This window comes from Chitinophaga sp. (assembly GCF_035761305.1).
In the GTDB taxonomy this organism is placed as follows: domain Bacteria; phylum Bacteroidota; class Bacteroidia; order Chitinophagales; family Chitinophagaceae; genus Chitinophaga.
Map to the genome: position 1 here is coordinate 1 of NZ_DASTRI010000147.1, position 20,786 is coordinate 20,786.

Here is a 20,786-nt window from a genome sequence, read left to right on the forward strand (position 1 = left end):
TAAAATGTGCAAACCTTTAATATTAAATGTAACAGTAAAATGCATTGAAACCAGTTACGGTATTACGTTAGGCAGGTTTTACCTTTTACATTTCAGATTTATGATTTTACATTCTTTTTGGCCCGCTTAATATCGCTTAGCTTAATTTTTCCAGCGCTGCTTTCAGCTGCTGCAGCATGGCAGGTATTTCTTCCTTTACACAGGTGCCTACACTCAGGCGGTACCAGGAGGAGTCCCTGGAGGAGCCAAAGGCGTAGAAGGGCACCACGGCCAGCTTGGCTTCATCCAGTATGTAGGAGGTAACCGCTGCCTGGTCGGCCAGTACAGTACCGTCGGCCTTCTTTTTACCTTTCAGGTCCAGGCGGATGGTGAGGTAAATAGCCGCCTGCGGCGCAATACAATCTACCGGGTGGCCGGCGTTCTTCAGGGCTGTAAACCCTTCATATATCTTCACCAGCCTTTCTTCCACTTCCGCTTTAAAGTGCTGCAGGTATTTATCAACGTTGGCTTTCTGGCCCAGGTAGCGTGCGGCAGCTTTCTGTTCTGCCATAGGGCTCCAGGCGCCTACGTGAGAGAGGATGGATTTCATTTTGCCAATTACATGCGCAGGACCCAGCGCCCAGCCCACACGTACGCCGGTAGAAGCAAAGGCTTTACTCATACCATCTATGAAAATGGTATAGTCTTTCAGCTCCGGCCGCAGCGATACGGGGTTGTAGTGGTGGGTTTGGCCAAAGGTAAGCACCCAGTACATCTGGTCGTACATAATGTACAGCGGCTTTTCATCGGCGCCGCGGCGCTTGTTTTCCTCAATTACCAGGTCGCAGATAGCTTCCAGCTGCTCTTTGCCAAAGGTGGTGCCGGTAGGGTTCTGCGGAGAGCAGAGGGCCAGCAGGGTAGCACCTTTCAGCAGGGGCTTCAGCTCTGCCGCAGTGGGCATAAAATTATTTTCAGCAGTGGTTTCCAGCACTACGTGCTCTGCTTCCAGGAAATGGGTGTAGTGGTTGTTGTTCCAGGAGGGCGTTGCGTAAATGATCTTTTCGCCACGGTCTACAATGGTGCGGTAAGTAGCATATATGATAGGGCGGCCGCCGCAGGAGATCACGATCTCTTTGGTGGGATCGTAGGTAAGCCCTTCGCGCCCGCCTATAAATTCGCCTACTGCTTTCCGCAGCTCCAGTATACCGTCGGCAGGAGGATAGTTGGTATAATGCTCCTTATACGCCTGGATGATCTCTTGCTCAAACTCCACGGGAATAGGGAATACTTTGGGATCAAAGTCGCCAATGGTAAAGTTGTAGATCTTCTCACCCTTTGCGATCTTTTCCTTTATCTCACCGGCCAGCTTAATAATTTCAGAACCAATCAATGTTTCCGCTAAATGAGATAGTTTCATAATTCCCGTGTTTTATGGTGATACAATTTTTTTGCGCGCCAAAGGTAACCGATCTGTAAATAATTGAAAAGAACCCGCTCATTCTTTTTATATTCTTTAACAAAGCGGGGATCAAACCGCATTTCATTTAATGAAACTGGGAAAATCATCGCTTTTTGTTTAACATTCACTAAACCGGGAATGCCGGAAACCCCGGGCGTAAAAAGATAAAAAGCTAAATTAGGGGGAATACTAAAACTTTCTATCTTTGTTCACATTCGCAATTTACCTTGCGGATAGTTGTCGTTTTGCAACAAATAATCTGCCCAGTAAAAAAATCAAACATTAACAGATGAAATTTATTGTTTCTTCCTCTACTTTGTTAAAGCAATTACAACAGATCAGTGGGGTGATTAACTCCAATACGGTATTGCCTATATTGGAAGATTTTCTTTTTCTGATTGACAAGAACGAACTAACGGTGGTGGCTACCGACCTGGAAACTGTAATGAAGGTAAAGCTGGAGGTGGAAGCAAAGGAGAACGGCCGCATTTGCATTCCGGCAAAAATATTAATGGACTCCCTCAAGAACCTGCCGGACCAGCCGCTGACCTTTAATGTTGACATGAACTCTTATGCCGTGGAGATCACCTCCGACAACGGCAAGTATAAAGTAATGGGCGAAAACCCGGAAAATTTCCCCAAGGAGCCTGCCGCCGACGATACCACCTCTTTTACCCTGGTGTCTTCCGCACTGGTAACCGCCATTAACAAAACCCTGTTTGCGGTAAGCAACGACGATCTGCGCCCGGCCATGACCGGCGTGTACTTTGAGCTCACCGGCAACAGCCTCACCTTTGTAGCTACGGATGCGCACCGCCTGGTGAAATATGTAAGAACAGATGCCCAGTGCCCGCAGAGCGATAACTTTATTGTGCCCAAGAAGCCGCTGAACCTGCTGAAATCGGCCCTGCCCGATAATGAAAGCGAAGTAAAGATCGCCTATAGCCAAAACCACTTTTTTGTATCGCATGAGGGCGCACAAATGATCTGCCGCCTCATAGATGCCCGGTTCCCGGACTACAAAGTGGTAATACCGAAAGATAATCCCTACCGCCTTACCCTGGTAAAGTCCGATTTCCAGAACGCCCTGAAACGGGTAAGCGTGTTCTCCAACAAAAGCACCAACCAGGTAGCGCTGAACATCAGCGGTAACGAGCTGCAGCTGTCGGCCCAGGATGTTGACTTTTCCTTTGAAGGTAACGAGCGTATGAGCTGCCAGTACACCGGCGACGATATGCAAATTGCTTTTAATGCGAAGTTCCTGATAGAAATGCTGAATGCAGCAGAGGGCGACGAGATCAGCATTGAGCTGTCTACCCCCACCAAAGCCGGCATTCTCAAACCTTCTGAAAAAGGAGATAATGAAGACCTGCTGATGCTGGTAATGCCGCTGATGCTGAACAACTAAGCCGGCTTTTTCCGTATTAGCACTAAATAATATTATTAATTATTCACTCTTCATTATTAAATTATATATAAGGCAATCTCTTCCATAGGGATTGCCTTTTTCTTTGTCCACAGTGCATTTGCGGCGATTTTATTTCCCGAAAAGTTGTAATTTGGAGGTGGAAAAAGATTCAAGAAGGACCATTCTTTAAGAACAGTTAACTAACCAAACGTAAAAATACCATATGCCATGCCTATGAGCCGGGGTATGCAGTATTTTTACGTATTCCCCGTTTCAAGCATAGCAAAGACCATATTTACGTTTGTTAATTAATGCCGCGAAAACTGAATACAGCTTCTCATGGAAACTTTTTTTGAAAACATTCCATCGTCTTACCGGACGGCAATCCTTGTTGCAGGGTTATTAGTGCTGTGGATAGCGGAAGGATTTATTCCGCGGTTTGCCTTTAAATATAACCGGTACAGGCACGCAGGCACTAACCTGTTCTTTACGGTTACCACGGCCGTTATTAACCTGGTGTTTGCCTTTGCAGTGGTGAAGGCTGCCCAGTGGACCAGCCAGGCTCATTTCGGCCTGTTATACTGGATAGGTGCGCCGCAATGGCTGCAGGTGATACTGGGGTTGCTGATGCTGGATTTTATGGGTGCTTACCTGATACACCTGGTACAGCATAAGGTGGCCTGGATGTGGCACTTTCATAAGATACATCATATAGATACCGCTATAGATGTTACCACCGCCCTGCGGCATCACCCGGTAGAAAGCGTGTTCCGCGTGGCGGCGCTGATAGTGACGATTGTAACCATGGGCATTCCCATATGGATGGTGATGCTGTATCAAAGCCTGTCGGCGCTGATGTCGCAGTTCAACCATGCCAACATACACCTGCCGCACTGGCTGGATAAAGGGTTGAGCTGGATCATTGTATCGCCGGACATGCACAAGGTGCATCACAGCCGGTACCAGCCGGAAACAGATTCCAATTATGCGAACATCTTTTCCATCTGGGACCGTATATGCGGCACGTTTGTAACAGTGCCGGACACTACCCGGCTGCAATACGGGCTGGACGAGTACCTGGAGCCACGGTACCAGGAAATAGGGCCTTTGCTGAAGGCGCCGTGGGATAAGCCGGTTCCCAGGCAGGAAGATGTGATAGTGCAGCAGCCCGTTAACACACATTGAGAGTTATTTATTTCTATAATCTAATCAAAAAGTGATATGGCACAGCAACATCACATCGCAACTACAAAAATTGCCGGATTCATAGGCCTGGCATCCGGCGTAATTGCCGCGCTTATTTCATTCCTTACCAAAGCCCCCGGCATTGCCGTTACCTTAGGCGGCATTGCTACTGTGATAGGCGTTATTTCTTTATGGATGTCCCGTAAGAATATTGACGATATGCAACTGGCCACTGCAGGCCTTTTTATGGCAGTAGTGTCCCTGGTAATAGGGCTGTGGATCGGATGATCCGTGGTTAACTGAAAACAGGTTTTAAACGGTTAAAAGTAAAAACCGGGGTGAACCAAAAAAAATGTAAAATTTTGCATTCTTTTGGTGCCCTGTGTTTTTACTTTTTATTTTTAGGGCGTTTGCTTTTTATCTCCTTCACGTATTTTTCCAGGTAACCTTCGGCAGCATTGGTAGGGAACAGCACCAGCGTGCTGTCTGTAAGCTCCCGTATAATGGCCGTATCAACAGTAGCTGCCGAGTCTTCCTTTTCCATGCCTTCCATATGGTTCCAAAGCAGCAGCGTATCTTTTGCCAGGCCCCACTTTTTATATACCAGGGTGTACATGTTAATGGAGCGGGCAAGACTGTCTTTCCGCAGGTCAAACCCCTGCTGCTCGTTGTCGCGCCCGGGCACGGGATGCAGCCATTTGCCGATCAGCTGTTCCGGGCGGTAGGTAACACCGGTATCTGCTTTAATAAGGGCAGAGTCCGGGGCAGGTGCAATATTGTTGGTGTCTGTTATATCTATAAGGCTGCTGTCGTCCTCCAGCCTGGCTTTGCTGGCAGGCGCCTGCTGCCGGCAGGCTAATGCGCCGGCTAATAAAACCAGTAGTGACAGGCGTTGTTTGGTCATACAGTTCAAAAATACCATAAATTAATTACGAATTATCTCCTACCTTTATGCCTCACTTTAGGGGTGTTTCCCGGTGCATATATAAACACCGGGGAGCTGAGATGATACCCTCAGTACCTGACGCAGCTCATACTGCCGGAGGAAAAAGTTACTGATCTCTCTCTTACATTCACATCCTTAAAGTTTATTGTTTCATTTCAAAACTCCTGTACACACATGGAAGTACTTGTGAACAATAAACTTTATGCGGTGCAGCCGGAAACCACGGTGGCTGCCCTCTTACAGTTTATTCAATTACCATCTGCCAAAGGCATTGCCATTGCCATTAACAACCAGGTTATTCCTAAAACCCACTGGGAACAGCAGCTGCTGCAATCGCAGGATAAGGTAATGATTATCCGCGCCACGCAGGGAGGATAGCCCCTGCGGGGAATTACGAACTGCCAGGAACAGTGCCTGTTCCACTTTCGCGGAAAGCGCCAAGCGCAGCCTGGCTGTTAACAAAAGCAGCATAAACGCAGCCGGCAGGTAATCGTATTATGTATGCGCTATGCGATTGGTAATTGATAACAATCCTTTTCGTAATCCTCAGACAGGGCGGCCATTCCGCGTATTAACAGTGCGTGTTATACAACGCTGTATTACCGGTAAACAGGTATGCCTGGCTGTTGCCCTTTTTCATGCTTAAATGTAAGTGGCATTTATTCCAAACCTTATTTACTCATCCTTTAACGCATTGCGAAATATGCATTCAGCACGTGCAAATGCTTTGCACCATCATTCGTAATTATTCACATTCATAATTTACTTTTTTGGTTGCTCATGAATGTGCATTTCGTAATTAACTAATTCGTAATTAAACTTCTTATGTCTGAACAACAACCATCTGCACACACCATCAGCCGCGCGCCTTTTCCTGCCGCTGGTAAAATTTATGTGCCGGGCCGGCTGCACAATATACAGGTAGCCATGCGCCAAATAACATTAACGCCTACACGGCTGCATGGCAAAAACGGCGCTGAAGCGCCTAACCCACCCGTAGTAGTGTATGATACCAGCGGCCCTTATACAGACCCCGCTATAGATATTGATGTGCGCAAAGGCCTGCCCCGTCTGCGGCAACCCTGGATCGAAGAACGCAATGATACGGCGCCGCTGCCGGGCCTTACCTCTGCCTACGGGCGGGAGCGGCTGGCCGATAAAAGATTGGATGGCCTTCGCTTTACCCATCTGCAAACACCGCTAAAGGCCAAAGAAGGCCGCAATGTATCGCAAATGCATTACGCACGGCAAGGCATTATTACGCCGGAAATGGAGTACATTGCCATCCGTGAGAACCAGTGCGCTGAACAGCTGTTCAAAGAAAACAATGCCCTGTGGCAGCAGCATAAAGGCCGGTCATTCGGCGCCAATACGCCGGTACAGTTTATTACGCCCGAATTTGTACGGCAGGAGGTAGCTGCCGGCCGCGCCATCATCCCTTCCAACATCAACCATCCTGAAAGCGAGCCAATGATCATTGGCCGCAACTTCCTGGTAAAAATCAACGCTAACATCGGCAACTCAGCCGTTACCTCAGGCATTGAGGAAGAAGTAGAAAAAGCAGTATGGGCCTGCCGCTGGGGCGCCGACACCATTATGGACCTGAGCACCGGCAAACATATTCATGAAACCAGGGAATGGATCATCCGCAACTCCCCTGTGCCCATTGGCACCGTACCCATTTACCAGGCGCTCGAAAAAGTGAACGGCAAGGCCGAAGCACTTACCTGGGATATTTTCCGCGATACGCTCATTGAACAGGCAGAACAGGGCGTGGACTATTTTACTATTCATGCCGGCGTGCTGCTGCGCTATGTACCGCTTACGGCTAAACGTACCACCGGCATTGTATCACGCGGCGGCTCCATTATGGCCAAGTGGTGCCTGGCCCACCATAAAGAAAATTTCCTGTACACGCATTTTGAAGAGATCTGTGAAATCATGAAGGCATACGATGTAGCCTTTTCCCTGGGCGACGGCCTACGCCCCGGCAGCATTGCCGATGCCAACGACGCGGCGCAGTTCGGGGAGCTTGAAACCCTGGGCCAGCTAACCAAACAAGCCTGGCGGCACGATGTGCAGGTGATGATAGAAGGTCCCGGCCATGTACCTATGCAGCTGATAAAGGAAAACATGGAAAAACAGCTGCAGCACTGCCACGAAGCGCCCTTTTATACGCTTGGTCCCCTAACAACCGACATTGCGCCCGGCTACGATCACATTACCTCTGCCATTGGGGCCGCCATGATAGGCTGGTTTGGCACCGCCATGCTGTGCTATGTAACACCCAAAGAGCACCTGGGCCTGCCCAACAGGGAAGATGTACGCCAGGGCGTAATAGCCTATAAAATAGCCGCGCATGCGGCAGACCTGGCCAAAGGCCACCCCGGCGCGCAGCACCGGGATAATGCGCTCAGCAAGGCCCGTTTTGAATTCCGTTGGGATGACCAGTTTAACCTGTCGCTTGACCCGGAAACAGCCCGCGCTTACCATGATGAAACGCTGCCTGCCGAAGGCGCCAAAATAGCTCACTTCTGCTCTATGTGCGGCCCGCATTTCTGTTCCATGAAAATCACCCAGGAGGTGCGCGACTTTGCAGCCACACAGGGCATAGCAGAAAATACCGCGCTGGAAGCAGGATTGAACGCGCAGGCAGCGGCCTTTAAAACACAAGGCGGCGAAATTTATTTATAACCATAACCTGCCCCGGGTGTCCTGTGCCGCAATGGTACAGGGCACCTAAAAAACTATGCTACTTGTTATAACAAACCCGGAACCGGTGCCCGGTGAAATAACGCTTTGGGAGCAGCTGCTGGCAGCAGGCGCTGATGCCCTGCTGCTGCGCCGGCCGGGGTGGACAGCAGCCATGTATGCACAGGCCCTGGAACAAACACCGCCGGCCTGCTACCAAAAGATAATGGTAGCCGGCCACTGGCGCCTGTACCACCGCTTTGGGCTCATGGGCGTGCATGTAAATGAACAGCTGCGGCAGCAAACCACTATGCCGCAGCTGCGCCAATACCGGCAGCAGGGGTGCTGCGTTAGCACCGGCATACATAACGTGTTTACATTACCGTTAGTCCGCAACGAGTGGGACCTGCTGCTGTTAAGTCCTGTGTTTGACAGTATTTCCAAACCAGGCTACAAAAGGCAGCAGCCCCCGGACCTGCTGCTGCCGCCGCATACCGGCCCCGCCAAAGTACTGGCCCTGGGCGGCGTGCATGCCGGCAACGCCGCAAAGGCCAGGCAAATGGGATTTAACGGACTGGCGCTGTTAGGCGCCATCTGGCAAACGCCCGCAAAAGCAGTTGAACAACTACAAGACATCAAAAGCATATGGAACGACCCTACGTTATAAGCCTGGCCGGCCTGGACCCCAGCGGGGGCGCCGGCCTGCTGGCAGACATTAAGACCTTTGAGGCCCATCAGACCTATGGGCTGGGGGTTTGTACCGCGCTAACCGTGCAAACAGACAGTAAGTTCCTGTCGGTAGACTGGTTATCCGCAGACCGCATCATAGCGCAGGCCGCTCCCCTGCTGGAGCAATACAAACCTGCTTATTGCAAAATAGGGATTGTATCGGGCGTACCCGTGCTGCTTGAAGTCGTACGCGCCCTGCACCGCCTGCGGCCCGGCATCCGTATCATACTGGACCCGGTGCTGAAAGCATCTGCCGGCTTTGACTTTCATACCGGTGCTGCTGCCTGGCAGGAGGTGCTGCCTTACCTGTACCTGCTTACGCCCAACTATGACGAAGCGCTGGCGCTGGGCAATAACCCCGCGCAGGATGGGCACGAAGCCGCGGCACAGCTAAGCCGGCATTGCGCGGTGCTGCTGAAAGGCGGCCACCACCCCGGGCGTAAAGGCTGGGATGTGCTGTACACAAAAGAAACAGAATACCTGCTGCGGCCCGGCGGCAGGCAGGCATATGCCAAGCACGGCTCGGGCTGTGTGCTTTCTGCCGCCATTACCGCGCAGCTGGCGCTGGGGCATTCACTGCCAAACGCCTGCATTAACGGTAAGGCTTATACGGAAAAGTTTTTATCCAGTCACCCATCCCTGTTAGGATTTCACTCATGACCATCAGCACCTTACATTACATATCACAGCAAACCGCTGCTGCAGACCATATTGCTAACATACAGGCCGCCTGCGATGCAGGCTGCAACTGGGTACAGCTGCGCATCAAAAACAGCACGCCGGAAGCCGTGCTGCCCGCAGCCATAGCTGCCAGGAAAATATGTGAGCAGTACAACGCCACATTGATTATTAACGATTACCCGCATATTGCCAAAGCCGTAGGCGCACATGGCGTGCATGTAGGCAAAAATGATATGACGGTGGCCGCGGCCCGGGCCATTACCGGCCCTGGCATGATCGTGGGCGGCACTGCCAATACGCTGGAAGATATTTTACAGCACGTAAAAGACAATGCCAGTTACGTGGGGCTGGGCCCTTACCGTTTCACCACCACCAAGCAAAAGCTAAGCCCCACATTAGGGCTGGAGGGCATTGCCGGCATTTTACGGCAGCTGGCCATACAGGGCATTACCATACCGGTAGTAGCCATTGGCGGCATTTTGCAGGAAGATATTGCGGCCCTGCTGGCAGCCGGCGCGCATGGCGTGGCGGTAAGCGGCTTAATTACACATGCGGCCCATAAACAGCAGGTAGTAAAAAGCATTTTTGAAACTAAGCAAACACTATGATGGAACCATTGATAATTGCCGGCCGTATTTTTCAGTCGCGCCTGTTCACCGGCACAGGCAAATTTTCGTCAGCGCCGGTAATGGAGCAGGCATTGCTGGCCTCCGGGTCTGAGCTGGTGACCGTTGCATTAAAGCGGGTAGACCTTCACAACCAGGCAGACGATATGCTACAGCACCTTCATCATGCGCACCTGCACCTGCTGCCCAACACCTCCGGCGTGCGTAATGCAAAGGAAGCCGTGTATGCCGCGCAGCTGGCGCGCGAAGCGCTGGAAACAAACTGGATAAAGCTGGAAATACATCCCGATCCCCGCTATCTGCTGCCCGACCCTGTTGAAACCCTGCAGGCAGCAGCGGAGCTGGTAAAGTTGGGATTTGTGGTGCTGCCCTACATACATGCCGATCCCGTGCTATGCAAGCGCCTCGAAGCAGCAGGCGTTGCCGCTGTAATGCCCCTGGGCGCACCCATAGGCAGCAACAAAGGCTTACGCACCTTTGATTTCCTGGAAATTATTATTGAGCAAAGCCAGGTGCCGGTGGTGGTTGATGCTGGCATCGGCAGCCCTTCAGATGCTGCTAAAGCCATGGAAATGGGCGCCGATGCAGTGCTGGTAAATACCGCCATTGCCGTAGCGCAGGATCCTGTTAAGATGGCTGAAGCCTTTAAGCTGGCCGTAACCGCCGGCCGTATGGCCTATGAAGCAGGACTGGCCGGCGCGCACAGCCATGCAAGCGCCAGCAGCCCGCTGGTGGGGTTCCTGGAGTAATGAGTAATTAATAATGAATAATTAATTGACCATAATGTTTAAAGATATATTTACCGGATATGACTGGGCGGCTGTTAAAGCCGGCATCTACGCCAAAACCACGCAGGATGTAGAGCGGGCGCTAACGGCCCGGCGCCGTACGCTGGAAGATTTTAAAGCCCTCATATCTCCTGCCGCGCAGCCTTACCTGGAGCAGATGGCGCAGCTCAGCCACCAGCTTACCCGGCAGCGCTTCGGCAATACGATGCAGCTGTATATACCATTGTACCTTTCCAACGAGTGCCAGAACATATGCACCTATTGCGGTTTTAGCCTGGATAACAAGATCCGGCGCAAAACACTGCAGCCCGCAGAAATAATGCAGGAGGTGGAAGCCATTAAAGCCATGGGCTACGAACATGTGCTGCTGGTAACCGGCGAAGCCTGGCAAACCGTAGGCGTGGATTATTTTAAAGAAGCCCTGCGCCTCATACGCCCGCATTTTTCTCATATCAGCATGGAAGTGCAGCCTATGGATGAGGAAGATTATGCCGCGCTCATACCCCTGGGACTGCAAAGTGTGCTGGTGTACCAGGAAACCTATCACCAGGCCGGCTACAAGCTACACCATCCCAAAGGGCGAAAATCCAACTTCGACTATCGCCTGGAAACGCCCGACCGCCTGGGCCGGGCGGGCATCCATAAAATAGGGCTGGGCGTGCTTATTGGGCTGGAAGACTGGCGTACCGACAGCTTTTTTACCGCCCTGCACCTGCAATACCTTGAAAAAACCTACTGGCAAACCCGCTACAGCATTTCGTTCCCGCGCCTGCGCCCCTGCGCCGGCGGTTTGCCGCCTAAAGTGGAAATGAATGACCGGGAGCTGGTGCAGCTCATCTGCGCCTATCGCCTGCTGGATCCCGATGTAGAGCTAAGCCTTTCTACCCGCGAATCTGAACAATTCCGCAATCATATTATAAAGCTGGGCATTACCTCCATGAGCGCCGGTTCCAAAACCAACCCCGGTGGCTATGCAGCTGATCCGCAGTCACTGGAGCAGTTTGAAATATCCGACGAACGCAGCCCGCAGCACATAGCGCAAATGCTGCGGCAGCAGGGCTACGAGCCGGTATGGAAAAATTGGGACCATAGCCTTAGCCCACTTTCTCCATATCACGATAGGTCTTAATAGTGTCGTGTGAGGTACGCAGGGCGCCTTTCTGGTTAGCGATCAGCTCGCGAACGCTGTAAGGCATGGGTTCATCCGTGCGCAGTGCTTCTTCATAAGCCCTTTGTGCCGCATCTTCGCCATATTCGCAGCTTGCCAGTATGGAATGGCGGTCATGGCCGGTAAAGGTGGCCTTCACATCCATCCAGGTGCGGTATATTTTACCGGACACAGTGGTGCCGGTTTCCAGGTTACCGCCCAGTTGTAACAGTTCCTGGTTCAGCTGTGATACATATGTACGGCTTTCATCTATCATCCGTTGGAACAATGCCTTCAGGTCCGGATCATCTGTTTGTCCACTGGCCTTGGTATAACCCTCAATACGGTCATTATTGATCTGTACCAGGTCTCTTAAAACTTCAGCTAATTTTTCATTCTGTTGCATGGCATAATTTGTTTTGATGTTTGTAATATGATTATAACCGCAGTACGGTAAGGTGTTAACAGTTAAGGGGTGATCAGTAACACATAACAAACCTGTTTCAAAAATATGACCAGTTAAGGCGTCCCCTCTATGGCCTGCTGCCAGGCAGCATTTTGCCACGCAGCGCTGACGTATTTTTTTCCCGTCTGGGGAAACCCTTCTACAATGCAGCCGCCCCTGCTGGCTGTTTTAGCAGTAAATCACCTTATTAATAACGGCAAATGAATTGGCACAGATTTTTGACTATATGAGTTAACCAAACATTTTTCATATGAGAAGCATATTGTATCTAATAGCCCTTATTCTTATCATAGGATGGGTGTTAGGCTTTTTCGTTTATTCAGCGGGAGCGCTGATTCATGCATTGTTGGTGTTAGCTATTATAGCAATCCTGCTAAGCATTATCAGAGGCAGGGCCCCTGTAGAATAATGTATCAATAAACAGGATCCCCATATAGCAAATACTAAATGAATAATCAATAACAGCGTAATGGTTCCCCATGCTGTTACTGGTTATTCATTTTTTTTTAATGGCTGCTACTCGTCGGCATACAGGTAAATGGAAAGTCCCTCCTTTGCGCGGTTGGTGCGCTATTATTATACTACGCGCCAAATAAAGTTTGCACCCATCCGGGAACAAAAAAATTGTAACGTAATACGCCATCTGTATTAATTATGATACCAGCGGGGCTAACAGGCCGGTAGTAAGCTGCATGTCCGGTATGCACTGGGCGGCATCCGCTATTAACAACAGCAGCACCATAGCTTCTCTTATTTGCTTAATAGCGCGGTTTACCTGGTTCTCTACTGTTTTCAGGGAAAGGGAAAGTCCCAGGGCTATTTCCTGGTTAGTGAACCCCTGTATGCGGTAACGGAAAATCTTTTTCCGCTCCGGGGGCAGATGGTCCATGGCGCGGTTCACCTGGTTCAGTGTTTCCCGTTCATGCAGCGCGCCCGCAGGATCAACAGTTTCGGGCAGCTGCGGCGCATTTACCAGCAGGGCCCTTTCCTGCGCCTTACGGCGCAGCACATCTATAAGGGTGGTGCCTGCAATGCGGAACAGCTGCTGCGATAAAGGGAGGCTTTCATTGAGATGGCTGCGGTAACGCCACAGCTTTATGAAGGTAAGCTGCACCAGCTCTTCTGCAATATCAGCATCAGCCGTACGTTTCAGGAAATAGTAATACAGCTTTTCATGAAACTGGTAATACACTTCCTCAAAAACAGCCACTGACCCTGCTTTTATGGTTACTGTTTGATCCAAATGTTGTAGTTAACTTGTATTGGAATAGTGTTAAGCTAACATAGATACTCTTTTTTTATCGAAAACGCAAGCCAAACAAAGAATTTAAATCGTCCCCGGCGCCCGCCTGTAAAGCAATAGCAGCCATTCATTAGTCAATATGATTGACAATATCGCATAAAAAAACATGCATGACTGTTTTATCATCCATCATGCATGTTTATGTTTTTATATCCTGTTGTTAATTTTCCCGCAGGCTGGCAATGTCTATTACAAAGCGGTACTTTACCTGCCCTTTCAGCAGCTTTTCATATGCTTCGTTAATATCCTGTATGTTAATCACCTCTACATCGGAGGTAATATTATGCGCAGCGCAGTAATCCAGCATTTCCTGGGTTTCGCGGATGCCGCCGATGCAGGAGCCGGCCAGGCTAACACGGTTGGCAAGCAGGCTGAAAGCCGGTATAGATGCGGGCTCCGGCGGCACGCCCACACATATGTGCACGCCATTGGTTTTTAGCAGGCGCATAAAAGCGGGAATATCGTGCGGGGCAGATACGGTGTCCAGTATAAAATCAAACGTTCCCCGCAGGCGTTTCATTACTTCCGGGTTGGTGGTTAACGCAAAGTGATGCGCGCCCAGGCGTTTGGCATCCGCCTCTTTGGAGGGCGATGTGCTTAGCATGGTTACCTCTGCTCCAAAGGAAGCGGCAAACTTTACGCCCATATGTCCCAGGCCGCCCAGTCCCAGCACGGCTACCTTATGACCCGGGCCTATTTTCCAGTGCCGCAGCGGGGAGTAGGTGGTAATACCCGCGCACAGCAAAGGCGCTACCCCTTCCAGCGGCAGCTTGGGCGATACCTTCAGCGTATATTTTTCATCCACTACTATCCGGGTGGAGTAACCGCCGTAGGTAGGCGTTTTACCATCGCGCTCATAAGCATTGTAAGTGCCGGTCATTCCCTCCAGGCAGTACTGCTCTATACCGGCTTTACAGTTCTCGCATTCCCGGCATGAGTCAACAAAGCACCCGATACCAGCCAGGTCGCCCACGGCAAAACCTTTTACATGATCGCCCACTTTTGTAACCCGGCCTACAATTTCATGCCCCGGCACCATGGGATAAATGGAGTTCTCCCATTCATTGCGTACCTGGTGCAGGTCCGAATGGCATACGCCGCAATACAGGATCTCGATCTGTACATCATGCGGCCCCGGTTCCCGCCGTTGCAGGCTGAATGGGGCTAATGGTTCCGTTGCGCTTTGCGCAGCATAAGCTTTTGTATTCATAGTCGTCTGTTTGTGTTCACGTAAGAAAGGAGAAACAGGCACGGATGCTGATTTGCCCATGCACACAAATTTATAGGATAAGATAATAGTACTGGCAAATGGGGGTTGCTCTTTAATAAATTAGTAACCCATGAGGGCCAGCGCAAACCAAACATGTGCGGCGCACAGCTGCCCGCCTGCAACAGCATATACATAGTAAAAGTACGCGGGGCAGATGGTAAGGCCGGCTTTAAGACGATAAAGCACCAGGCATTGCAGCAATTATCTGTACCTTTGTAATCTATTACAGCTACCCAGTTTCTCCCCCTTTCTCCATTTACATTATTTCACTTTTAATCCTTTAACAGGCATGATAACAAACGTACGGTGCAAAGCGCAATGCTTTGTATTTACCGGTGGGCCCGGCGCGGGCAAAACCACCGTATTGGATTTATTGGCGCAGCAGGGCTTTTTTACGCAACCCGAAGCGGCCCGGCAAATCATCCGGGAACAAATGGCAGATGGCGGCAGCGCTGTGCCCTGGCACAACAATGCCCGGTACACGCAATTAATGCAGGAACGTTCCATAGCCGGTTGGGAGGCGGCGCCACTGCCCAATGCAGGCCCCTGTTTTTTTGACCGCGGCATACCGGATGTAATAGGGCATATGCAGCTAAACAACCTGCCTGTAAATGCCGCCCTGCATAATGCGGCGCAGCAGTGCCGCTACAACCCGCAGGTATTTATTTTCCCGCCCTGGGAAAGTATTTACTGTACAGATACGGAACGTAAGCAAAGCTTCGCGGAAGCAGTGCGCACCTATGAGGTAATTGCCGGTATTTATAAAGCCTGCGGTTATACACTGCAGGTAGTACCCGTTGCCCCGCCGCCGGAGCGGGCTGCTTTTATACTGCAGTGTATTGCTGCCTGAAAGCCGGATTAGAAGCTACTTCCGTTTGCAGCATTGTAGCGCCTGAATCCGTAGCGCTGCCGGCGGGTTGCAGCCCCGCGGCAATATCCAGGTAGGTTTGCTTTTCCCACCGTAAAAATCCGTTACATTTATAAGCATATTTAAGTACAGAATGAAATATGGCTGTTATGGAAACAACTGATCTTGAAAATATGGCCGCGCTTATAGGGGAGCCGGTACGGGCGCGTATGTTATGGGCCCTGCTGGACGGGCGGGCTTATACCGCTACCGAGCTGTCGCTTTTTGCAGATACTTCCCCCCAGAATGCCAGCATGCACCTGGCCAGGCTGGTGCAGGCCAGCCTGCTGAAAGTGAATGCCCAGGGCCGGCACCGCTACTACAGCTTTGCGCGCGATGAGGTAGCCTATGCCATTGAGGCGCTGGCCAACCTGGTGCCGCCGCAGGCGCCTGAAAAGCCGTTGCCGGAAAAGGCATTGCCTATTAAGCACTGCCGCACCTGTTACGACCACCTGGCGGGGAAAGCCGGTGTAATGATCACAGACAACCTGCTGCAAAAAGGCTACCTGCACGAGCAGGATAATGCTTTTACCGTACCGCCCGCAGGACAGCAGTGGTTTGCCGGGCTGCACATAGATATTGCGGCATTACAAAAGAAACGCCGCGTACTGGCCCGTCCCTGCCTTGACTGGAGCGAGCGGCGCTACCACCTGGCCGGTACACTCGGCGCCGCCTTGCTGAATAAAATGCTGGAGGCCGACTGGGTACGGAGCACCCAACACTCAAGAGCCGTGGTAATAACGGCAACGGGGCAACAGCGGCTGTATGAACTGCTGGGGGTGCAGGTGTAAAATATTTTACATTCCTACGTTCACGTACTGCTCTTTCACATTCCAGCCGTACAGCTGTAACGCTACATTACTGTTGGCGGCAGGGTAGCTGATGGTTACGGTTTTCTTTTCGCCCGGCAGTACAGACACATAGTTATCGCTGTAGAACGCGGGTAAAATGCGCTCCTTTGTTTTTGCATTTACTACCGCCACGCGGTTAAAGAAAGCCACGGGGCCATTAGCCGGGTTGCTGATGGTTACGGTAATGCTGTCTTTGGCAGCACGTTTGGCTGTTACCTGCACATTGGCGGCCGCCATTTGCTGCAGTCCGGAGTAATTGCCGCTGGCATCCGGCAGCCAGTAAAGGTTTTCGCTTACCACTTTCCTGCGGCCATCCAGCAGCCGCAGGTGCAGGAAAACTCCTTTCAGCTTACGTTTCGCATCTATATCATCTTTCAGCGCCGCAAATTTACGGGTAGTGGTTTCCCTGATCTCTACCGGTATTTCACGCAGCATATCTGCCTTACCGTTCATATCAATGGTTTTTACCTCCAGCTGCAGGTTATAGTAGGCTTTAAAGGTGTTGTTGGCTATCATTACAATACCGTCAACGGGATTGTACATGGCGTGCAGGGGCTCGCTGCCGTTATGCAGGCCGTACAGGCAGGCGTTGGGATCCAGGTAATAGTCGTACATCTGTCCCCGTAGTGCGGTCCACGGGTTTTGTGTTTTCCATATAATTACACCGGTATACCATTCCCACATGTGGGCGCTAAAGCCTTCCATGAGGCCGCGGTACTGGTCGTAGTTCACCAGCTGCGCTTTATTGGCAAAATCCTTCGCGTCTTTTGCCTTGCCGTAAGGATCAATGTACTGGTCGTAACCAATGTATTTATGATAGTGCCATACAGAGTCTTCTGTCATGGGTTTTCCTTTGCCGTTATACACAGGCGGCACCAGGTTTTCCTTCGGAATAAATCTTTCCAGGGAAGCATAATCGCCTACACCAACAGAACCAATTTCAGAGTTGAACGGAAAGGTTCTGTGCGACCAGAAAGTGCTTAGCGGCTGTATGCCGTAAGGCCCATCGCCATTGCCGCCCAGTGTGTTGTGCGACATGCTGTCTGAGTTGGAGTAGTCAAAGAAATAGCGGGTATCATCCAGCAAAGGGAAAATAGAGTCCTTCATGGCTTTCAGGATGTCTTCGGGCGGCGTTATTTCATTACCGCCACAGTAAATGGCCAGCGAAGGGAAGTTGCGGATCATCTTTACCTGGTCTGCTATGGAACGTATGGCCAGGCCATGATCATCCGGGTATTTGCGGCGGGTGGCCTGGTCTTCTTTCTTCATCGGGTCTACCCAACGGCCGTTACAGTCGCCGGAAAACCAGAAATCCTGGAACACCAGCATGCCGTATTTGTCGCATGCTTCATAAAACTCAGGGCGTTCGGTTAATGCGCCGCCCCATATGCGGATGAGGTTCAGGTTCATATCCCGGTGGTAACGCACTTCTGCATCATAGCGGGCTTTGGAAAAGCGGAGCATAGCGTCGGAAATGATCCAGTTACCGCCTTTAATAAATATCTTTTGCCCGTTCACTGCTATTTGCCGGCTGCCGGTAACCTTGTTCCATGAAGTTTGTATTTCACGCACGCCTACTTCCACATTTTCCTTATCGCTTATTTTATTGGCAGCGGTTACAAACTGCACCTGCAGGTTATACAGGTTTTGCGGGCCATAGCCGTTAGGCCACCACAGGCGGGGCTTTTGCAGTGTGTAGTCCGGCAGCTGTACAGGGGTAGTGGAATGCGGTTCCAGCGTTACTTTTTTGGAAACGGTATTGCGCCCGTCCAGCGTATATTTCAGGGTGCCGCTCACCGGCTCGCCGGAAGCATTTTCCAGTTCCGCGCCTACCTGTATAATAGCCGGCGCCTGCGCGCCGTGCGGCTTGCGCACACCATGCACCAGGGTAACCACATGCGGGTTCTTTACATTCACTGCGCCGGTTTTTTCAATGGTTACCTTATCCCAAATACCGGTGTTACGGTCGCGGATCGGTTGTATCCAATCCCAGCCGGCAGTATACTGGTGTGCTACGCCTTTGGCAATGGTGCCATCGCCGCCCTGGCCGCCGTTGGGATTGCCGGGGAAAGGCGCAGGATAAATGATCACAGCCAGGCGGTTATGGCCGTCTTTAGCCAGCAGGCCGGTAATATTATAGGTCTGCCGCAGGAACATACCGTAGTGCGTGGCGTCATTCAGCTTATGGCCGTTCAGGTACACATCGCTGCCATAGTTCACGCCACGGAAATGCAGCCATACCTGGCCGTCTGCTGCAGGCTGCGCTTCTTCAAAATCCTTCACAAACCAATAGGTGTAATGCGCATTACCGGTATGGTAGATGTCCGGTATCTTTTCATTATTCATCCCGTAAAAGGGATCAGGCACCTGCTTGTTGTTCAGCAGGGTAGTGAGTACGGTACCGGGTACAGTGGCCGGCATCCAGCCGGTTAAGGTATGGGCAGGATCGGAAAGCGTTTCTCCTTTGTCAGTTACTTTGGCAATGTTTGCACATTGCCAGCCGGAATTAAGCTCATACCGGTCCTGTGCCTGCAAGCTGCTGTAACAAAAAAACAGCGCACAGATAATGCTAAATTGTCCCCTGTTCTTCTTCATAATAGGCATAAAGATTAAAATAAAATGGGAAAAAGGGAAGGGGGACTAAAAAGAATGTAAAATCATAAATCTAAAATGTAAAATGTAAAAGTCAGGTACTGTGTTATCAGGTACATTAATGCTCCTGGTGTTCACTGCATACAACTTTTACATTTAGTATTTAAAATTTTACATTCTTTCTGTCAGCCTGTAACCGGTTTTTATTGATAATAAGGGTTCTGGTACATTTTTTCAGGATTCAGCTTATACTCGTCGAACGGAATGGGATAGTACAGGTCTTTTAATCCAAAGTTAGAGAGTTTGGCCTTGCCAAAGTCGGCCTGGTTTTTAGCATGCATGTAGGCCACCAGCTCGTCTATGGTAAAAAAGCGCAGCAGGTCAAACCAACGGTGGTGCTCAAAGGCAAGCTCCACGCGCCTTTCATGCAATATGGCCAGCTTTAGCGTAGGAAATTTGCTGTTGTACGCAGGGTCATCCTTTACAGCATTGTACAGTGGCATGCCAACGCGCTCACGCACCATATCCAGGTAGGAAACGGCCGCAGCATCGTTGCCCAGGTACATATTCACCTCTGCCAGCATCAGCGCCACATCCGCATACCGGATCAATATCCAGTCATTACCACCGTAACCGTTATCGCCGGCCAATGCGCTGGTATCGCGGTACTTGGTAATGAACCAGTCCTTTACTGTTGGATCGTTTGCAAACTTAATAGAGAATTCCTTACGGGGATCGCCTTCTTCATACTCCTTCACCAGGTCCATTGTTACATTTCCGCCCACGCCGGATGTTTTCTTCCTGGAATTAATGTTTTCTCCCTTTGCCTGGTTATTGGCAGCAATGGACGATGAGTAGCTAATGTCCCCCTGCTTGTTCACAATCTGGAATATAAGCTCAGGGCAGGTGGTCTTTTTATTTACATCAAATACATCGGTGTAGGGAATGTCCTTTAACTGGCTAAAGGTGCGCATGTTCCAGGCAGCTGTAAGGCAGGTGTTGGCATTGCTCAGGTTTTCCGTACGGTTGCCGGCATCCGGCATAGTGGCCATAGTCAGGTACACCTGGCCTAATAATGCATTGGCAGCGGCTTTGGACACTTTGCCTTTGTTATCGCCGGTTTGCTGGTTGGGCAAAGGGCTGCCTGCCACATCTTTTAAATCGGCCACTATCTGCTCATACACCTTCTCCTTTTTCTCCCGGAAAGTGCTGGCATTTACTTCTTCCAGGGTAGTAAGCTGTTTGGTTACCAGCGGCACATCGCCCCAAAGGCGTACCAGGTGAAAGTAAATGAGCGCGCGTATGAACTTCACTTCGGCAGCATAGGAGGCTTTGGTGTCCGGGTTGCCGAAGGTAACATTGTCTATATTGGACAACACCTGGTTACAGCGGGTAATAGTCTGGTACAATGCCAGCCAGTGTTGTTTAAGATACGTGTTGCTGGGCAGCAGAGAAAAATCATTGAACTGAAAAGGCTCGCCGGCGTTGGACTGGTTATCGTTACGGCCTGCATCGTCGGAGCGCTCGTCGGTGTACAAGCCGCTGTTTTCGCCAATGCAGTCACCGCTGCGTAACGACTGGTATGCGCCGTTTACTGCCAGCGCTATATCCCCTTCTGTTTTATAGTACACCGCCGTGGGAATGGCGTTGGGATCGCTTTGCTCCAGGAAGCTTTTGCTGCAGGCGCCCAGTAAAAAAAGCGCCGCTATACATCCTATGCTTATATATCTGTTAATCATGTTGCTGTTTTTTGGTGCT

General features: G+C 50.7%; 20 protein-coding genes and 1 riboswitch. Of the genes, 13 read left to right on the forward strand and 7 right to left on the reverse strand.

Annotated elements, in window-relative coordinates; all coding sequences use genetic code 11:
* Window positions 1–136 precede the first annotated feature (136 nt).
* The gene (locus VFS25_RS12700) at window positions 137–1,396 is read right to left on the reverse strand and encodes a pyridoxal phosphate-dependent aminotransferase (RefSeq protein WP_326462522.1); all 1,260 of its coding nucleotides are present in this window, start codon (window positions 1,394–1,396) and stop codon (window positions 137–139) included.
* 331 nt (window positions 1,397–1,727) lie between these two features.
* Between VFS25_RS12700 and dnaN the strand changes: the two genes are divergently transcribed.
* The 3 genes from dnaN (at window position 1,728) to VFS25_RS12715 (ending at window position 4,319) form a co-directional block, all read left to right on the forward strand.
* Window positions 1,728–2,846 carry a DNA polymerase III subunit beta gene (dnaN, locus tag VFS25_RS12705; protein ID WP_326462523.1) on the forward strand — a complete coding sequence of 373 codons (1,119 nt, stop codon included), beginning with the start codon at window positions 1,728–1,730 and terminating at the stop codon, window positions 2,844–2,846.
* 339 nt (window positions 2,847–3,185) lie between these two features.
* Window positions 3,186–4,031 (forward strand): sterol desaturase family protein, encoded by an 846-nt coding sequence (locus tag VFS25_RS12710; protein ID WP_326462524.1) that lies wholly within the window; start codon window positions 3,186–3,188, stop codon window positions 4,029–4,031.
* A gap of 36 nt (window positions 4,032–4,067) precedes the next feature.
* The gene (locus VFS25_RS12715; protein ID WP_326462525.1) at window positions 4,068–4,319 is read left to right on the forward strand and encodes a hypothetical protein; all 252 of its coding nucleotides are present in this window, start codon (window positions 4,068–4,070) and stop codon (window positions 4,317–4,319) included.
* 100 nt (window positions 4,320–4,419) lie between these two features.
* Here the strand turns inward: VFS25_RS12715 and VFS25_RS12720 are convergent, their stop codons facing one another.
* Window positions 4,420–4,935, reverse strand: coding sequence for a lipocalin family protein (locus VFS25_RS12720; RefSeq protein ID WP_326462526.1), 516 nt, complete (start codon window positions 4,933–4,935; stop codon window positions 4,420–4,422).
* A gap of 49 nt (window positions 4,936–4,984) precedes the next feature.
* A riboswitch (TPP riboswitch) is annotated at window positions 4,985–5,096 on the forward strand.
* 55 nt (window positions 5,097–5,151) lie between these two features.
* Here VFS25_RS12720 and thiS point away from each other — a divergent pair.
* The 7 genes from thiS to thiH all read left to right on the forward strand — a co-directional run bounded on the left by thiS (window position 5,152) and on the right by thiH (window position 11,621).
* On the forward strand, window positions 5,152–5,355 hold the full coding sequence (gene thiS, locus VFS25_RS12725; RefSeq protein ID WP_326462527.1) for a sulfur carrier protein ThiS: 204 nt from the start codon (window positions 5,152–5,154) through the stop codon (window positions 5,353–5,355).
* A gap of 447 nt (window positions 5,356–5,802) precedes the next feature.
* Window positions 5,803–7,671 (forward strand): phosphomethylpyrimidine synthase ThiC, encoded by a 1,869-nt coding sequence (gene thiC / locus VFS25_RS12730; protein ID WP_326462528.1) that lies wholly within the window; start codon window positions 5,803–5,805, stop codon window positions 7,669–7,671.
* Between the two features lie 55 nt (window positions 7,672–7,726).
* On the forward strand, window positions 7,727–8,335 hold the full coding sequence (locus VFS25_RS12735; RefSeq protein WP_326462529.1) for a thiamine phosphate synthase: 609 nt from the start codon (window positions 7,727–7,729) through the stop codon (window positions 8,333–8,335).
* Window positions 8,314–9,057: a hydroxymethylpyrimidine/phosphomethylpyrimidine kinase gene (locus tag VFS25_RS12740; RefSeq protein ID WP_326462530.1), complete on the forward strand. Its 744-nt coding sequence runs from the start codon at window positions 8,314–8,316 to the stop codon at window positions 9,055–9,057. The genes VFS25_RS12735 and VFS25_RS12740 overlap by 22 nt, the downstream gene beginning before the upstream one ends.
* Window positions 9,054–9,686 carry a thiamine phosphate synthase gene (locus tag VFS25_RS12745; protein WP_326462531.1) on the forward strand — a complete coding sequence of 211 codons (633 nt, stop codon included), beginning with the start codon at window positions 9,054–9,056 and terminating at the stop codon, window positions 9,684–9,686. The genes VFS25_RS12740 and VFS25_RS12745 overlap by 4 nt, the downstream gene beginning before the upstream one ends.
* Window positions 9,683–10,453 (forward strand): thiazole synthase, encoded by a 771-nt coding sequence (locus tag VFS25_RS12750; RefSeq protein ID WP_326462532.1) that lies wholly within the window; start codon window positions 9,683–9,685, stop codon window positions 10,451–10,453. Before VFS25_RS12745 ends, VFS25_RS12750 begins: the two co-directional genes overlap by 4 nt.
* A gap of 34 nt (window positions 10,454–10,487) precedes the next feature.
* A complete protein-coding gene (thiH, locus tag VFS25_RS12755; protein WP_326462533.1) occupies window positions 10,488–11,621 on the forward strand; it encodes a 2-iminoacetate synthase ThiH in 1,134 nt (377 codons plus the stop codon).
* Here thiH and VFS25_RS12760 read toward each other — a convergent pair.
* A complete protein-coding gene (locus VFS25_RS12760) occupies window positions 11,587–12,045 on the reverse strand; it encodes a PA2169 family four-helix-bundle protein (RefSeq protein ID WP_326462534.1) in 459 nt (152 codons plus the stop codon). The two genes, thiH and VFS25_RS12760, sit on opposite strands and share 35 nt — an antisense overlap.
* Window positions 12,046–12,355: 310 nt before the next feature.
* Between VFS25_RS12760 and VFS25_RS12765 the strand changes: the two genes are divergently transcribed.
* Window positions 12,356–12,514 carry a lmo0937 family membrane protein gene (locus VFS25_RS12765; protein ID WP_326462535.1) on the forward strand — a complete coding sequence of 53 codons (159 nt, stop codon included), beginning with the start codon at window positions 12,356–12,358 and terminating at the stop codon, window positions 12,512–12,514.
* 243 nt (window positions 12,515–12,757) lie between these two features.
* Here the strand turns inward: VFS25_RS12765 and VFS25_RS12770 are convergent, their stop codons facing one another.
* Together VFS25_RS12770 and VFS25_RS12775 are read right to left on the reverse strand one after the other, a co-directional pair.
* Entirely contained in the window at window positions 12,758–13,348 is a 591-nt protein-coding gene (locus VFS25_RS12770) for an RNA polymerase sigma factor (protein WP_326462536.1), read from the reverse strand.
* 220 nt (window positions 13,349–13,568) lie between these two features.
* Window positions 13,569–14,618, reverse strand: coding sequence for an NAD(P)-dependent alcohol dehydrogenase (locus tag VFS25_RS12775; protein WP_326462537.1), 1,050 nt, complete (start codon window positions 14,616–14,618; stop codon window positions 13,569–13,571).
* Window positions 14,619–14,967: 349 nt separating this feature from the next.
* On the opposite strand from VFS25_RS12775, the gene VFS25_RS12780 reads away from it, so the two are divergent.
* Together VFS25_RS12780 and VFS25_RS12785 are read left to right on the forward strand one after the other, a co-directional pair.
* A complete protein-coding gene (locus tag VFS25_RS12780; protein WP_326462538.1) occupies window positions 14,968–15,528 on the forward strand; it encodes an AAA family ATPase in 561 nt (186 codons plus the stop codon).
* A 167-nt stretch (window positions 15,529–15,695) separates the two neighbouring features.
* Window positions 15,696–16,376 (forward strand): winged helix-turn-helix domain-containing protein, encoded by a 681-nt coding sequence (locus VFS25_RS12785; protein WP_326462539.1) that lies wholly within the window; start codon window positions 15,696–15,698, stop codon window positions 16,374–16,376.
* A 6-nt stretch (window positions 16,377–16,382) separates the two neighbouring features.
* Here VFS25_RS12785 and VFS25_RS12790 read toward each other — a convergent pair whose 3' ends face one another.
* Window positions 16,383–19,031, reverse strand: a complete 2,649-nt coding sequence (locus VFS25_RS12790; protein ID WP_326462540.1) for a glycoside hydrolase family 2 protein — start codon at window positions 19,029–19,031, stop codon at window positions 16,383–16,385.
* Window positions 19,032–19,231: 200 nt separating this feature from the next.
* The gene (locus VFS25_RS12795; protein ID WP_326462541.1) at window positions 19,232–20,767 is read right to left on the reverse strand and encodes a RagB/SusD family nutrient uptake outer membrane protein; all 1,536 of its coding nucleotides are present in this window, start codon (window positions 20,765–20,767) and stop codon (window positions 19,232–19,234) included.
* Window positions 20,768–20,786 lie beyond the last annotated feature (19 nt).

What these genes read in the sequence shown, in the direction of transcription:
- VFS25_RS12775 (WP_326462537.1), bottom strand. Translation starts at nt 14,618, where the DNA reads ATGAATACAAAAGCTTATGCTGCGCAAAGCGCAACGGAACCATTAGCC.
- VFS25_RS12750 (WP_326462532.1), top strand. Translation starts at nt 9,683, where the DNA reads ATGATGGAACCATTGATAATTGCCGGCCGTATTTTTCAGTCGCGCCTG.
- VFS25_RS12735 (WP_326462529.1), top strand. Translation starts at nt 7,727, where the DNA reads ATGCTACTTGTTATAACAAACCCGGAACCGGTGCCCGGTGAAATAACG.
- thiH (WP_326462533.1), top strand. Translation starts at nt 10,488, where the DNA reads ATGTTTAAAGATATATTTACCGGATATGACTGGGCGGCTGTTAAAGCC.
- VFS25_RS12740 (WP_326462530.1), top strand. Translation starts at nt 8,314, where the DNA reads ATGGAACGACCCTACGTTATAAGCCTGGCCGGCCTGGACCCCAGCGGG.
- VFS25_RS12760 (WP_326462534.1), bottom strand. Translation starts at nt 12,045, where the DNA reads ATGCAACAGAATGAAAAATTAGCTGAAGTTTTAAGAGACCTGGTACAG.
- VFS25_RS12710 (WP_326462524.1), top strand. Translation starts at nt 3,186, where the DNA reads ATGGAAACTTTTTTTGAAAACATTCCATCGTCTTACCGGACGGCAATC.
- VFS25_RS12785 (WP_326462539.1), top strand. Translation starts at nt 15,696, where the DNA reads ATGGAAACAACTGATCTTGAAAATATGGCCGCGCTTATAGGGGAGCCG.
- VFS25_RS12700 (WP_326462522.1), bottom strand. Translation starts at nt 1,396, where the DNA reads ATGAAACTATCTCATTTAGCGGAAACATTGATTGGTTCTGAAATTATT.
- dnaN (WP_326462523.1), top strand. Translation starts at nt 1,728, where the DNA reads ATGAAATTTATTGTTTCTTCCTCTACTTTGTTAAAGCAATTACAACAG.
- VFS25_RS12795 (WP_326462541.1), bottom strand. Translation starts at nt 20,767, where the DNA reads ATGATTAACAGATATATAAGCATAGGATGTATAGCGGCGCTTTTTTTA.
- VFS25_RS12745 (WP_326462531.1), top strand. Translation starts at nt 9,054, where the DNA reads ATGACCATCAGCACCTTACATTACATATCACAGCAAACCGCTGCTGCA.
- VFS25_RS12715 (WP_326462525.1), top strand. Translation starts at nt 4,068, where the DNA reads ATGGCACAGCAACATCACATCGCAACTACAAAAATTGCCGGATTCATA.
- thiC (WP_326462528.1), top strand. Translation starts at nt 5,803, where the DNA reads ATGTCTGAACAACAACCATCTGCACACACCATCAGCCGCGCGCCTTTT.
- VFS25_RS12720 (WP_326462526.1), bottom strand. Translation starts at nt 4,935, where the DNA reads ATGACCAAACAACGCCTGTCACTACTGGTTTTATTAGCCGGCGCATTA.
- VFS25_RS12765 (WP_326462535.1), top strand. Translation starts at nt 12,356, where the DNA reads ATGAGAAGCATATTGTATCTAATAGCCCTTATTCTTATCATAGGATGG.
- thiS (WP_326462527.1), top strand. Translation starts at nt 5,152, where the DNA reads ATGGAAGTACTTGTGAACAATAAACTTTATGCGGTGCAGCCGGAAACC.
- VFS25_RS12790 (WP_326462540.1), bottom strand. Translation starts at nt 19,031, where the DNA reads ATGAAGAAGAACAGGGGACAATTTAGCATTATCTGTGCGCTGTTTTTT.
- VFS25_RS12780 (WP_326462538.1), top strand. Translation starts at nt 14,968, where the DNA reads ATGATAACAAACGTACGGTGCAAAGCGCAATGCTTTGTATTTACCGGT.